Source organism: Cohnella sp. WQ 127256 (genome assembly GCF_024519285.1).
In the GTDB taxonomy this organism is placed as follows: Bacteria; Bacillota; Bacilli; order Paenibacillales; family Paenibacillaceae; genus Cohnella.
The window spans coordinates 256,837-271,543 of record NZ_JAMZCY010000007.1; the positions used below are offsets into that span (position 1 = coordinate 256,837).

The following is a 14,707-nucleotide window of genomic DNA, read 5'->3' on the forward strand; positions in this document are numbered from 1 at the left end:
TATGTCTGAATCTGATGTTCCACAGCCTATCAGATACATGTTATGGGGGAAAGCGGCAGGTAGATGCCAGTATAGAGGATGCAACAGACCACTCTTTTTGGATGTACATACACAAGCCGAGTTCAATCAAGCTTATATAGCCCATATTATTGCAGATCGTCCCAATGGACCAAGAGGGGATGAAACGCTTTCTCCATTGCTCGGAACTGATATTAGCAATCTCATGCTTTTATGTGACTCACATCATCGGTTAATCGATAGAGCTGATGTCGAGGGACATCCTGCTGAGCTACTACAGGAAATGAAGAGTCAGCATGAAGAGCGAATCGAAATGGTGACGGGCATAATAGATAACATGAATAGCCATGTATTACATTACGGCTCGAATATTGGTGACCGACAATATCCCGTACGTTGGGAACTAACAGTACCAGCGCTTCTACCATTCCGTTATCCTGTTACTCATTCAGCCATTGAACTAAGTTGGAAGAACAGCACGTTCTACGATAATGAGGAGATTTTTTGGAGAATGGAGTTAACAAATTTAAGACGGCAAATTGATATTAAAATTAAGCCCCTCTTCATGACTGGAGAACTTCGTCATCTATCAGTGTTTGCTATTGCACCTCAACCTTTACTGATTGCTTTAGGGACGATGCTTACGGACCTGTGTCCAGCTGATGTTTTTCAACTTCAACGAGAACCGGTTCAGGATTGGAAATGGGATCAATATCAGGATAATTTCGAGCTTATCGTAATGGAACCAATTGAGAAACACCAGACTGTTGCACTTAATTTTTCACTTAGCGCCACCATTGCTCCAGATCGCATAACACGGGTTTTAGGGGACCAAACATCAATTTGGACCGTAACCATTCCTGAGCCGCACAATGACTTTATGAAAAGCAAAGAGCAGCTTATGATGTTCAGGATGTTTATGCGTAAGTTATTGAATAAAATAAAACATCAACATGGAGATGATACTTCAATACATGTGTTTCCTGCTATGCCTGTATCGACGGCAATTGAGCTAGGTAGAGTATGGATGCCAAAAGCTGATCTACCAATGTATATATATGATGAGAACCGATCTCTTGGTGGTTTTATTCGTGCTTTGGAGATTAATAATGGAATGAATCAGACTTTGTCTCCGTTATAGCTATTATTGATTTATGTTTGCAACTAATGGATGAGGACTCAGAGAACCGCCTATGGCGGTTCTTGATTGTTTTTTCGAATATCCCCTGTGGGAACCTGTTCGTTCCCATTATTTCTTCAGAGTACCCTTGTCTAACTCCTAAATACCGAGATTCAATTCGTTAATTGTTAAAACCACCCCAATAACCGAGAAACGTTTACCATCCTAAAATCCTGTCCATACTGGTAAATATGGAAACTGGACAAACCCCAGTGGACAAGCACTTTCTGGGCGCTTTGTCTCGGCAGCCGGGTAGGCTGCCGATCGGGTGCCTATCTCGTTACCGAGATTTTGGCACCCGCGGACGAAAAGCTAACCCAATAACCGAGATCTTGTCCGATTTCAGTCGATAAAACCAAGATAACTAAAAAACCGTCCGTCTCAGTTAGGACGGTCGGTTAACAGATAGTCGTTCTGACTAAGCTGCTTCTGGTTTTGATGGCGATATTTCCAGAAGTCACTACTTTTTTACTATCAATGGTCGTTGGAGTGATTTCAGCTTGCTGAACCAGATAAGTGATCATCTTACGAATGTCGTGGTCATTGTCGTTACTATTGATGATGCTCATAGATTTGATATTACGATTGATTTCTGTCTCATTTCCCTCAATCAGTTCGAGATACTGAGCGCTCTTGTCTAACCTATTAAGTTCGGTTTTGAATTTTTTGATCCGGCTGGACAGGTGTTGCTTCTGTAGCGTAAGGATCTCAACCATTTTGGTGTTATCGTCGATGGTTTCAAGATCTTTCACTAAAGATGCGAGGCGTTTGGATTGCTCTTCTGCTACTTGTAGTTGATGTTCTGCTCCATCTAACTCGGCTTTGGTCTTATTCAACCGTTCAGCAACGAGTTGACGCTCTTTCAATAGCTCTTCATAAACAAGCAAGCTAACTGTATCCAGGTTTTGCGATTTTAAGTCATTCAATACGGCATCAATGATGACATGCACCCGATCTGACTCGATTTTATAATTGCAAACAGAGCAGCAGTACCATTTCTTCCCGTAAAATCGGCTTCGTTTCTTATCAAATGTGCTTTGGTCCTTACAAATCAATATACCTTTACAAACTGAGCAAAAAAGTAGATTGCTTAGAAAGAAGCTTGTTTTGTACATTTTTGGATTTAATTCGCCAGTCTTTCTCTTCTCATAGATCACCCAGGTTTCTTTCCATTCATCTAAGCTCATGATGGGATCTATTAAATCACTTTTTACCATCATCCAGTTATCGATTGGAGTTATTGAGTTTCTAGAGCCTGCGGGCTTGCGATGATGAGCAATGTAGCCAGCGTAAAATGGGTTCGTAATGATCCACCGCACAGCTGTTTTATTCGTTGGCTTGCCAGTTTCATTGCTTATCAAATGTGCAATGGATTGAAAGCCTTCTCGGTTGCGATACAACTCGTACACACGTTGTACAATCGATAATTCTTCTTCACATTGAGAGAAGGTCTTGGTTTCTTTATCGTAACGATAACCAAATGGAGCTTTTCCGCCTGTCCATTTACCTTGTTTTGCAATACTTCTGGCGGTGTCACGGGTACGAGTTCGGGTGTTATCGACTTCAAATTTGGAGGTTCCATCTTTAATTAGATCAACAATAAAATCTCCAGAGTCATATAAGCTCTCTGAGCTACTGATCACAACGGGGACGTTGCATCCGGTTAAGGTCATTCTAATCTTCTGATGCTCCACAGGACTTCGAGCGAGTCGGTCATGGTGATTAATCAATACGAAATCAAACTTGCCATCAATAGCATCCTTCAGAAGAAGCGAAATCCCTTTTCGGTCTTCTAAATGCTTTTTTCTTGCGGATACTCCAGCATCTACGTATTCACAAGTAATCGTGCATTCATATTTCTTGGCAAATTCATACGCCATAGACCGCTGTGTATCCATTGTTTGCTTATCCGTAGAATGGCGCCCATAGAAAGCTCCTCTCATTCCAGACCGTATGAGATTAGCTAACGGCAACATGCCTGATCACCGACTTTCCTTTAAATGGATCCCGAAATTGAATACAAATTGAGGGGGTATCAAGTTCGATACGATGCACGATGTCTCGAATGAACAGTTCTCGCTCTCTGTTATTGTAAGAGAGAACTTCGGTTATCAGATCAACCGATTGTTGAAGCCGCTTCATTAGATGGAATTGTTCCTGCAATTTTCCGAGCTCCACCGGATAATGCTTCTGCAATAGTTCTTCCCGATGAATGCAATTGAGCAAGTAGAATAGCTCATCCTGTAAATTTGATGAGGGGGACTGCAGCCATATTGCGGTATCTTCATAGAGTTTCTGTTTGTATAACTTAATTGCCTCTTGGCTCTCCGCAATGGAGTTTTGGTAGAACTGAATCATGTTTCCGTGGGTTAACTGGTACACAATAGGGAAGTATGTCTGAAACTGCTCAGTAAGAAATTGTGCACACTCCTCCAAAATAATTTCTTCCAGCAGATCAGGAGCAAGGCAGATATAATTATGCTTTTTACAGGTGTAGTATCTCCTTGTGTATAAATCCGTTTTTTCTTTGCCAAACATGGCATTGCCGCATTTCTTGCAAAATATCAGACCGTCAAGCATCATAGGTGCTCGATTGGTGTTTCGTAAGCGGGATTGCTTAAGACTGTGCATACGTTCTTGTGCCTTGTTCCAGGTAATCTCATCAATGATTACAAGGTTTTCATTTTCAATCTCTACATACTCACCAAACTCCTCAATTTTTCGAATTCCCTTATAGATGGTGTTTCCAATCAAGCTTTGGATTCGGTTATAGTCCCATTTGGCAGGAAACCAAGTATGCTGTTGGATATCTCGAATAAAAATCGAGAATGTTTCGCATTTGGTCTCTATCATCGCATCAAAGAGCTTTCTGATGATCTCCGCCTGAGGAGGATCCACCTGATATCTCTTGTCCTTGTTGACTACATAGCCAAAGGCAACCCGACCTTGTGCATGCTTTCCTTGTTTTGTCATCGTATATTTCGTTTCTTTGATGCGTTGGACGATTTGGTTGGCTTCACGCTGATTGAAACCTGCTATGATCAGCTCGAAGAATTCTCCGGCTGGCGAGTATTGGATAGGGATTTCATTATCGGCGGTGAATACTACCGTGATTTTCTTGGAACGAAGCAACTCGAATATCTCCATAGATTGCACAACATTTCTGGCAAATCTATCTCGCTTATACACATATATCGTTGAGACTAGATCGTTTTCGATGTCTTGAACAAGACGAATTAGCCCCGGACGTTCGTGAATTTCTGTTTTTCTTGCTGATACAGCTTCATCCATATACAAGTCGTCGAATAAGATCCCTTTTGCTTTGACTTTCTCCAGAGCAAGAGCCTTTTGCATATCAATAGAATGCTCTTGCGACTTAATGGATGATCGAGCATACAATACAGTCTTCATGGGGCTACTCACTCCTCTCTATGGCTATTGTCTGCATGATCGGCAATAAGCTGTTTCTTCAGTAGTTTGACGTAAAGCTCCATCCATTTGCGTGCGGCAAGTGGATCGTGTATTTGGCTAATGGACGATACTTGCAGTTCGGTGGTACGTGTCTTTTTACGGTTAATGGTGTTATTCCTCCTAAGGTGGTGATGAAGATGATGAGCAATTTCGGTCAACAGCTGCGGCAGATCCGACAGCAAAAAAGGTTTGGGCTGAATGAATTCGCTAAAGAGCTTGGAGTGTCACCCGCGTACTTAAGCAATCTAGAAACGGGGAAAACACAGACTATTCAGTTAGGAGTATTGAGCAAGCTGCAGCAGCAATTACATATGAACATAGACGAAAATGTTCCTGAAAATGATCATGTTGTGTGGCGTACAGAGCGAGTAAGCGAATTGCTGTTAGACTTGCACCGTTGTAATCCGTCTGCGGCGGATTACTTGATGACGATGGTAGAGCAAGGTGTAGAGCTATTCGCAGTCGCATCATCAGACATTCATTAAGGTTTCCTAAATAGTGGAAATGTATTCATGTTAATAAATGACCGTTTATTATCCTGAATAAGCAGACGACGATGTGGAAAGCCTAACACCTGTACAAGGAGTTAGGCTTTTGACGTGCAGTCTGTAAGTTCTGAGAAGGTATCATCTTGAGCCATCGTTATTTGGAAACCTGAATGGTTATCTCTGCCGAGCTTCTGCTGCAACCAAATATCTGCCGCTGCACTTTTTAGACGGATTTCAAAATCGTTGAGGCGACTCAATACAAGCTCAGAGAATGAGTGCTGTTTCAGGTCGGACAATGATGAGAAACTATTCTGTTCGTCACGGTGTTCGATTGTAAATCGGACTTTGAGTTGTCCCATAACATCACCTCGAACTATTCTATGCGGCAAGGTCGAATGGACAACCCCTTTGATTTAACATAACTACAAGAGGACAGGCATAGGTATGGACAAGGGGAGGGGGAGTCATGAGCGGAAAACAGCATAAAGATCAATCCTTTAACCTCCGTTCCGTGGCTTTGTACTGCCGAGTTTCGACCGATGAGCAAGCTAGAGAGGGCGTCTCGCTCGATGAACAGCAGGAACGCCTGAAAGCCTATTGCCGAGCTATGGGTTGGTTGGATCAAGTACAGATCTTTGTAGAAGACGGATATTCAGCCAAGAACATGGAACGTCCGGAACTTAAGCGACTGCTTCATGCAGTTAAGAACGGTAGCGTCTCTAGAATCATGGTCACCAAACTAGATCGGATGAGCAGAAGATTGCTGGATTTGCTCAATCTGATTGATTTATTACAGGATTATGAAGTTTCATTTGTATCGATAAGCGAGTCCTTCGACACGAATACACCATCCGGTAGATTGACGTTGCAGGTTCTAGGGGCAGTGGCAGAATTTGAGCGGGAGCGTATTCGCGAGCGTGTATTTGAGAATATGTTTCATGCCGCCAGTACCGGAAAATGGTTAACGCAAAGTCCATATGGGTATGACCTGGTGGACAAGTCCTTGGTTATAAATGACAAGGAATCGGAAATTGTGAGGAGGGTGTACGATTTGTATTTGAATGAAGGTCTCGGCTTTTATTCCATTGCCAGAAGATTAAACGAGGAAGGCATTCCGTCCAGGCAGCGGAAAGAGTGGTCCATTCGGGCGGTTAAGCTGATGTTAACGAACCCCGCTTACAAAGGTACATTGGTCTGGAATCGGAAAGATTCGAGCAAAGCACAGCGCAAAGACAAGGATGAAACGGAGTGGGTGAATGTGGAAGACTGTATTCCAGTTATAATTAAGAAGCCAATATGGGAACGTGTAAATAAGCGTATGGAACAGCCTTCCTTGGCACCAAGAGCCCAGACAAGCCCACATCTAATGGGAGGTATGCTGAAATGCGGAAACTGCGGTTCTGGTATGAGTATCGGTTTTTCCGGATCGCTTAACAAACGATATCGTGTCTATCGCTGCTCGGCAAATAAGAATAAAGGGACTTGTACAAGTAAGCAGTACCGTGCCGATAGGGTCGAGGAATGGTTTAAGGAAGGATTGCTTCAACTCGTTGAAGATACTACAGGCGTCTTGACAATCATGGCTAAGGAAGCGGTCGTTAAATCGGAGTGGGAGCAGCTAGAGCAAAAGGCAAACACTGCGAAGGTGCGCTATAAGAGGAAAATAGAAGCCTATACCTCGGGCTTAATTGAGCTGGATGATTTGAATGAGGAGAAGGCAAGATTGGACCAGATTTTAACCGGGTTGGAGAAAGTGGTTCAGGGAGAAGTCGAAGCGGTGGATATAGGACAGGTTCAAAAGGAATTAAACAATAAAGTAAACAATATCATTACCGCTATGGATTTGTTGCCGGTCGAACAAGCAAAAGGAATAATTCAAACACTGATTCAAAATGTAATTATCCATGGCGATGAAGATATTGAAATTCGTTTGCAACCATTATAGACGATGGACAAGCATTGGTATCTCGTTTGTGGTGATTTGGAAGAGATGTTGATCGTTTATTCAACAGAGGATGAGGTGGAAGAACTAGCGGAGCAATATGTGGTTGACTCTGAATATGCAATATTCAGCATTAGTGATCCCAATGTGGGTGTAGGGCTAATTAATTGTCGATCGAAGGAGCCGCCTTATCTACCACAATTAATTGAATATCATTAAGATGCCCCCGCCGGATTCGGACGGGGGTTACGTTTATTCCTTTTACGGTTGTGGAGGCTCATCGCCGAGCATTTCTTGTAAATCCTCGGCATCATATGGTAGATCGTATTCCTGATCTTGATCTATGTCTGCTTCATCACCACCATCAGTAGGTAGTTGTTGCTGCCCGCTGTCAGAGAGTATAGACTCGTCTTTTTTCGGACGTCCTCTTTTACGAACTGGTGCATCCGTAACTTCTTTGAGCGATTTGCGCAGGGACAGGTGGAGCAACTCGACTTCCTTCCTGGCAAACTCCGTTCTTAATTGTTCAACTTCCAATTTCTTCTCATATTCCATACGCAGAAGATCGATCTGATGCTGTTGCATCTGGCATTGTTGTTTGAGGGAGTGATTATCTTCCGTTATGTGATTTATTGTAGCTGGATAGTCCAAGGATAACCAATGAATGCGTTCGCGTTTTATAGCTTCGATTTCTACCTCTCTATCAAGCAAGGATTTTTTTAATGTTGTGCAGAGCTCATCGAGAACGCTACTTTGCTTCTGAAGCTCGGTTAGATTTTTCTTGTGCTGATTTGCCTGCCCTTCTGTTTCAGTTAATTGGGATTCTAAATTTTTACGCAATTGCTCGTTTTGCTGTAGTTGCTGCTGTAGCTCGTCCGATGCTGTTATCCACTCTGCTTCTTTATGTGCCACCTCATCGGCTGTTTTCTTCATCATCTGCACGATGGTTTCTTGAATGCGTGTAAGGTTCTGCTCGATATATTCCAAATCGCTGGCATATCGCTTCGTACCGTCCTGATTCTTCAACTGGTGTAAATCATAGATAGAGAGCAGATGCTCAAACCATTCCTTCTGCGTATCAAAGTCCGAGTCTTTGAAGAACTGGTTGATCTTTTCTTTAATTTCTGGTGCGACCTTTACCCCGAATGTTACATCTACCATAGCTTCCACACTTCTCCTTCGATAAGGTTAACGCAATACCCCTTGACTGGCTTGAGGTTAACCGGTTGTGGAAGTTAACTTGAATGAGGTCCTCGTTTTATGTATACGCTTGGAATTTCCAATTATGAAGGTTTTTTAGGACGAGGTGTCGAATTAAGCCTATTAAACTATTACTATTGAACTAACTGTTCGTTACAGGAGGTACAGCAATAGATGGGCGGAAACTTTGGATTTCTTGAGAGTCGCTGGAACATATTGTCCGACCTAGGAGAGATGGCAGAACGGAATCTCTTTATTGATCCGAATACATCATTAATTAAGCTCCGTATGTTCGGTGAAACGTTAACCAAATACATATACGCATTGGAAGAGATGGACGAGACTAGAGGGCTAACACAAGTTGATCGATTGTCCCAATTGCAGCGGGACGATCTGTTGACCGATGAGGTCGTGGATATGCTCCATACGCTACGCAAAATAGGAAATAAAGCCGCACACGAAGCTGGCTACGGCTCGACCCGTGAAGCTCAGGCGCTGACTCAGCTTGGGTTCCGTCTTAGCGTGTGGTTTATGCAAGTATACGGTGACTGGGATTTTACACCGATCGACTACGAAGAGCCTGTTCAAGAGGATAACTCAAGCAATCAAGAGCAACTGATTCAGCTAGCTCATTCCTATGAATCCAAGATGGAGCAAATTCAACAGGAGTTGGACACTCTACGTCAGCAGCAGACAACCGTCACCAATGAGGATAAGAAGAAACGTCACACTAAATCCAAGCAGATAGGAAGCGCATTTACGTTAACTGAAGCCGAGACCAGGCTTATTGTCGATGAGAAGCTACGTCAAGCTGGTTGGGAAGTCGATTCACAGAAGCTTCGCTTTGGTCTTGGTGTTCGTCCGGAAAAGGGACGTAATCTCGCGATTGCAGAATGGGCGCTCAAGACCGGATTTGCGGACTATGCGCTATTTTGCGGCTTAGAGCTAGTCGGAATTGTTGAAGCCAAACGGATCAGTCGAAACGTAGAGGCAGATATCGCGCAAGCGAAAAAATATGCCATGCAGGTAGTTCGCCACGGCGACGAGATCATTCATGGACCATGGGGAAACTATCAGGTTCCATTCTTGTTTTCCACGAATGGGCGTCCGTACCTGGAACAGCTCAAGCATATGTCAGGTATATGGTTCCTTGACGCACGTAAGTCTACGAATCATCCACGTCCATTGCAAGCTTGGTATTCGCCGCACGGGCTGAAGAGTTTGTTGCAGCAGAATATGGAGGAAGCAGGCAAAGCCCTGAAGGATGAGACATTGGATTATCTCAAGCTGCGTCCGTATCAAGAGGATGCCATCTTGTCCGTTGAACATGCGATTGAAACAGGAGAACGTAATATGCTGCTCGCGATGGCGACAGGTACAGGGAAAACGAGAATGGCGATCGGTCTTATATACCGTCTTATTAAACATAATCGCTTCAAGCGTATTCTCTTCCTCGTCGATCGTTCAGCGCTTGGTCGTCAAGCTGAGGCGGCTTTCAAGGATTCCAAGCTGGAGAGCTATCATTCATTTACTGAGATTTTTGAGCTTCACACATTGGATGATAAGAAGCCCAATCAAGAGACCAAAGTCCAGATTGCTACCGTACAGGGAATGGTCAAACGGTTATTTTACAGTGAATCAGATGATACGGATATCCCTTCGGTTGATCAATATGACTGCATAATCGTTGATGAAGCCCATCGTGGCTATACGCTTGATAAAGAAATGTCCGAGCTTGAACTAGAGTTTCGAGACCATGAGGATTATGTAAGCAAGTATCGCAAGGTACTGGACTATTTCGACGCGGTACGAATTGGGTTGACGGCTACGCCAGCTCTACATACGGTTGAAATATTCGGGCGCCCGGTATACAACTACTCGTACCGAGAAGCTGTCATCGACGGTTATTTGATTGATCATGAACCGCCAATGCAATTCGAAACTCAGCTGAAGAAACACGGGATTAAGTGGCAGGTAGGAGAAGAGGTTGCGGTGTATGATATCTCTTCCGGTAATATCGATAAGGAAATGCTACAGGACGAGATTAACCTTGAAGTCACTCAATTCAACAAAACCGTTATTACGGAGAATTTTAACCGTGTCATACTGGAAGAACTCACAAAGTATATCGATCCTGAATCGGAAGGGAAGACACTCATCTTCGCGGCAACGGATGATCATGCGGATATGGTTGTTCGGATATTTAAAGAGGAGCTTGAGAAGGTCTACGGCGCGGTAGACGACAATGCGGTTCTGAAAATCACGGGTTCGATCAAAGATCCGCTTCATGCGATCAAGTTGTTTAAAAATGAGCGAATGCCTAGTATTGTTGTTACAGTCGATCTGTTGACGACAGGTATTGATATTCCGAGCATTACGAATCTTGTGTTTCTTCGCCGTGTTCGTTCAAGGATTTTGTACGAGCAGATGCTTGGAAGAGCAACTAGACGTTGTGATGAGATTGAGAAAGACCATTTTATGATCTATGACGCTGTTGGGATTTACGAGAGCTTGAAGCCGTACACGGATATGAAGCCAGTCGTGACCAAACCGACTGTAACACTGGATGTACTCGCAGAAGAGCTTGCTCAACTCGAGAGTGAAGAACAGGGAAAGCAGCACAAGGACGAGATCATTGCCAAGATACAACGCAAGAAGCGTACCTGGACGGCTAAGGATCAAGAGGACTTTAAGGCGCTGTCCGGCGGAATGAGTATCGAACAATTTATCGCTGATCTGAAGAACATGAGTCCACTTCAGGCAGGTGCTGACTTACAGGGAAAGAAAACGCTCGTCGGATTTATCGATGAGAATCGCGGTAGGTCCCATCGAATTTATATTTCTGAACATGAGGATAAGCTGATCTCGACCACGCGAGGTTATGGCAATGCCCAGAAACCGGAGGATTATTTAGAAGGGTTCCATTCCTTCATAAAAGAGAATTTAAACCTTATTCCAGCCCTCACGATTATTTGTACGCGTCCGAATGATCTGACACGCGATGAGCTGCGGAAGCTTCGTGTAGCGCTAGATCAGCAAGGCTACTCAGAGAAAACGCTACAGGCGGCATGGCGGGACGCGAAGAATGAAGATATCGCGGCGGACATTATCAGCTTTATCCGTCAGCAAGCGTTGGGCGACCCATTAATTAGCCATGAAGAGCGCATTGAGGGTGCGATGAAAAAGATATATGATATGAAAGTCTGGTCGAAGGTCCAGAAGGACTGGTTGAAGCGTATTGAGAAGCAACTGCTACAGGAATCGGTGCTGGACCCAAACCCGGAGAAGGCATTCGAAGTTGAGCCGTTTAAGAGCAAGGGCGGCTACAAGCAGCTGAATAAGATTTTCGACGGCGAGATGGAGACAATTGTAACGACAATCAATACAGCGCTATACACACCACGAAAGAGGGATCTTGCATAAATGGGTAATCAGGATATTGTACAGAAGCTTTGGAACTTGTGTAACGTACTGCGTGATGATGGCATCACGTATCATCAATATGTGACTGAACTGACGTACTTGCTATTTTTGAAAATGATGAAGGAAACCGACAACGAAACCATTCTGCCCGAGGAGTATCGTTGGGATTCCTTGACCACTCGGCACGGAACAGTATTGCAGCAACATTACCGCAAGTTGCTCCTTGATCTCGGCATACAAGGTAACGAGATTATTAAGCAGATTTACTTGAATGCATCTTCGAACATTAACGAACCGAAAAACTTAGAGAAAATCATTACGTCTATTGATCAGCTTGATTGGTACAGCGCGAAGGAAGAAGGACTCGGTGATCTGTACGAGGGACTATTGGAGAAGAATGCTAGTGAGACGAAATCAGGAGCGGGGCAATATTTTACGCCTCGTCCGTTGATTGATGTCATTGTAAAGCTGGTAGACCCGCAGCCAGGCGAGCGTTGTAACGACCCTGCCGCAGGGACGTTCGGTTTCATGATCGCAGCGGATCGGCATGTACGTAGCAAAACAGATGATTATTTCGATCTTGGTGAAAAGGATGCTGAGTTCCAGAAAAATAAAGCGTTCACCGGAGTCGAATTAGTCAAGGATACGCACCGTTTGGCGATGATGAACGCGATGCTGCACGATATTCATGGTGAGATCATGTTGGGTGATACACTCTCTAACGATGGAGAAAGCCTGAAAAACTTCGACGTTATCATGACGAATCCACCGTTCGGTACGAAGCAAGGCGGAGAACGTCCGACTCGTGACGACTTAACATTCACGACAACGAACAAACAGCTGAATTTCCTTCAGCATATTTACCGTGCCTTGCGAGCGAATGGTACAGCGCGCTCGGCGGTTGTCCTTCCGGACAATGTGTTGTTTGAAAGCGGAGTGGGTGCTAAGATTCGTGCTGACTTGATGGACAAATGCAACCTGCATACGATTTTGCGTTTACCGACAGGGATTTTCTACGCGCAAGGTGTGAAAACGAACGTATTATTCTTTACGCGTGAGAAGACGGATAAGGATAGCACGAAGGATGTATGGGTCTATGATCTGCGCACGAATATGCCAAGCTTCGGCAAGCGTACACCGCTGACAAAGGCTCACTTTGACGCATTCGTGACGGCGTATACTGCTGAGAATCGTACGAAAGTAGAGGATGAACGGTTTAACGTATTTACACGTGCGGAGATCTGCAAGAAGGATGACAGCCTGGATATTGGCTTGATTGCAGATGAATCGCTGTCTGCTTATGACAATCTCCCTGACCCAATCGATTCGGCAGAAGAAGCGATGGCTAAGCTAGAAGAAGCGTTAGCGTTACTCGGAGAAGTCGTAGCAGAATTGAGGGCTGTTGAGACAAAACAGAATGCTTACGAAGAAAGCAAACAGGAATTGTTAAAAGTCGCGGAAACAACCGGGGTATACAACAATGAGTAAGAAAAGCGCGAAGTCGGTTGAAGAGTTGCTGAAAGATGCTCTGGTTCCGGAAGAGGAACAGCCTTATAAAGTGCCTGAGAATTGGGTTTGGATTAAGCTTTCTTCTTGCTTAGAAAAAGTGGAGTATGGTTATACTGCATCATCAACATCTGATCAAGTAGGTCCCCATTATCTAAGAATTACAGATATTCAAGATAACTCTGTTAATTGGGGTAGTGTTCCTTTTTGTGAAATTTCAGAGAGAGATACTGAGAAGTATCTGCTTTCATCAAATGATATTGTTGTAGCCAGAACTGGGGCAACTACAGGAAAGAGTTATTTAATCAAGGAGCCACCACATTCTGTGTTTGCTTCATACTTAATTAGGCTTAGAACAAGCTCCGTAATTACTCCTGAATTTTTATGGAGTTACATGAAGAGTCCAATGTATTGGAATCAAATAACAGTAGTAAAAAAAGGTAGCGCTCAACCAGGTGCTAACGCTCAAATATTAGGTGGACTTGCAGTGCCACTCCCTTCTTTAAACGAACAAAAACGAATTGCCGACAAAGTCAAAAGACTGCTGGACAAAATCAATCAAGCCAAACAATTAATTGAGAGTATTCCTTCAAATACGTTGGAGATACGCCAGGCAATATTGAAGAAAGCTTTTCAAGGAGAGTTGACTAGGCAGTGGAGAAAAGACAATAACGTTTCAAGATTAACTAATTGGACAAAAGATAGAACTGAAACAGCTCTTAGTCAATCGATACCTATCTATTCGATTCCAAATGAATGGAACTGGGCTCTATCAAAAGATTTATTTTCATTTGTTACAAGTGGTTCAAGAGGCTGGGCTCAATATTATTCTGAAACGGGACCTTTATTTATCAGAATAGGAAACCTAAATAGAAATAGCATTGAAATTGATTTAACGTCAGAACAGCATGTATCACCTCCAGATGGTGCGGAGGGAACCAGAACCAAAGTTCAACGGAACGATATCTTAGTATCTATTACTGGAGATGTGGGAATGATCGGATTGGTCCCCGATGAGTTTCCTGATGCTTATATTAATCAACATGTTGCTCTCGCAAGACCATTGCAAGGTATTTGTCCTGAATACGTTGCTTGCTTCTTTGCTTCCAGAGAAGGTGGCTATAAACAATTTCTTAAGAGGCAAAGAGGAGCAACTAAAGCTGGTTTAGGACTAGAAGATATTCGCTCGATATGGGTTCCCTTACCATCGTTTGCTGAACAAAAAGAAATAGTTAATAAGATAAATTCTCTTTTTACCACGATTGACTATGTAGATGCAAATAGAGATAAAATTAATGACATAATTGAATTTTTGCCGCAATCAATTATGACAAAAGCTTTTAGAGGAGATCTAGATACAAACTATTTAACAGAAGAAAATGCAATGGATTTGCTTGAACAAATTGTCAGACAATAAGTGCTCAATAGAGTATAAATTTAAGATCGAAAAAGCCCGCGCGAAGCGTAGGGTTTTTCGAT

General features: G+C 43.4%; 11 protein-coding genes. 7 read left to right on the top strand and 4 right to left on the bottom strand.

The annotated features are described in order from the left end of the window. Position 1: 1 nt before the first annotated feature. Complete coding sequence (locus M1K58_RS21295; protein WP_256760895.1) at positions 2-1,159, top strand: HNH endonuclease; 1,158 nt, start codon at positions 2-4, stop codon at positions 1,157-1,159. Between the two features lie 437 nt (positions 1,160-1,596). On the opposite strand, the gene M1K58_RS21300 is transcribed toward M1K58_RS21295, so the two are convergent. Both M1K58_RS21300 and M1K58_RS21305 read right to left on the bottom strand, forming a co-directional pair. Next, positions 1,597-3,174, bottom strand: coding sequence for a recombinase family protein (locus M1K58_RS21300; RefSeq protein WP_306220611.1), 1,578 nt, complete (start codon positions 3,172-3,174; stop codon positions 1,597-1,599). Further along, positions 3,158-4,609 (bottom strand): recombinase family protein, encoded by a 1,452-nt coding sequence (locus M1K58_RS21305; RefSeq protein WP_256760896.1) that lies wholly within the window; start codon positions 4,607-4,609, stop codon positions 3,158-3,160. Before M1K58_RS21305 ends, M1K58_RS21300 begins: the two co-directional genes overlap by 17 nt. 197 nt (positions 4,610-4,806) lie before the next feature. Between M1K58_RS21305 and M1K58_RS21310 the strand changes: the two genes are divergently transcribed. Further along, the gene (locus M1K58_RS21310) at positions 4,807-5,154 is read left to right on the top strand and encodes a helix-turn-helix domain-containing protein (RefSeq protein WP_256760897.1); all 348 of its coding nucleotides are present in this window, start codon (positions 4,807-4,809) and stop codon (positions 5,152-5,154) included. A gap of 101 nt (positions 5,155-5,255) precedes the next feature. Here M1K58_RS21310 and M1K58_RS21315 read toward each other — a convergent pair whose 3' ends face one another. Continuing rightward, positions 5,256-5,516 (bottom strand): hypothetical protein, encoded by a 261-nt coding sequence (locus tag M1K58_RS21315; RefSeq protein ID WP_256760898.1) that lies wholly within the window; start codon positions 5,514-5,516, stop codon positions 5,256-5,258. Positions 5,517-5,623: 107 nt separating this feature from the next. On the opposite strand from M1K58_RS21315, the gene M1K58_RS21320 reads away from it, so the two are divergent. Together M1K58_RS21320 and M1K58_RS21325 are read left to right on the top strand one after the other, a co-directional pair. Further along, positions 5,624-7,102 (top strand): recombinase family protein, encoded by a 1,479-nt coding sequence (locus M1K58_RS21320; protein WP_256760899.1) that lies wholly within the window; start codon positions 5,624-5,626, stop codon positions 7,100-7,102. A gap of 45 nt (positions 7,103-7,147) precedes the next feature. Beyond that, on the top strand, positions 7,148-7,318 hold the full coding sequence (locus M1K58_RS21325; RefSeq protein WP_256760900.1) for a hypothetical protein: 171 nt from the start codon (positions 7,148-7,150) through the stop codon (positions 7,316-7,318). 42 nt (positions 7,319-7,360) lie between these two features. Here the strand turns inward: M1K58_RS21325 and M1K58_RS21330 are convergent, their stop codons facing one another. After that, on the bottom strand, positions 7,361-8,260 hold the full coding sequence (locus M1K58_RS21330) for a hypothetical protein (protein ID WP_256760901.1): 900 nt from the start codon (positions 8,258-8,260) through the stop codon (positions 7,361-7,363). A 213-nt stretch (positions 8,261-8,473) separates the two neighbouring features. On the opposite strand from M1K58_RS21330, the gene hsdR reads away from it, so the two are divergent. From hsdR to M1K58_RS21345, 3 genes are read left to right on the top strand one after another with little or no spacing between them, the layout of a single operon-like run. Beyond that, positions 8,474-11,722, top strand: a complete 3,249-nt coding sequence (hsdR, locus tag M1K58_RS21335) for a type I restriction-modification system endonuclease (RefSeq protein WP_256760902.1) — start codon at positions 8,474-8,476, stop codon at positions 11,720-11,722. After that, positions 11,723-13,210 (top strand): class I SAM-dependent DNA methyltransferase, encoded by a 1,488-nt coding sequence (locus tag M1K58_RS21340; protein ID WP_256760903.1) that lies wholly within the window; start codon positions 11,723-11,725, stop codon positions 13,208-13,210. It abuts the gene before it with no gap. Beyond that, positions 13,203-14,645, top strand: a complete 1,443-nt coding sequence (locus tag M1K58_RS21345) for a restriction endonuclease subunit S (protein WP_256760904.1) — start codon at positions 13,203-13,205, stop codon at positions 14,643-14,645. The genes M1K58_RS21340 and M1K58_RS21345 overlap by 8 nt, the downstream gene beginning before the upstream one ends. Positions 14,646-14,707: the final 62 nt, after the last annotated feature.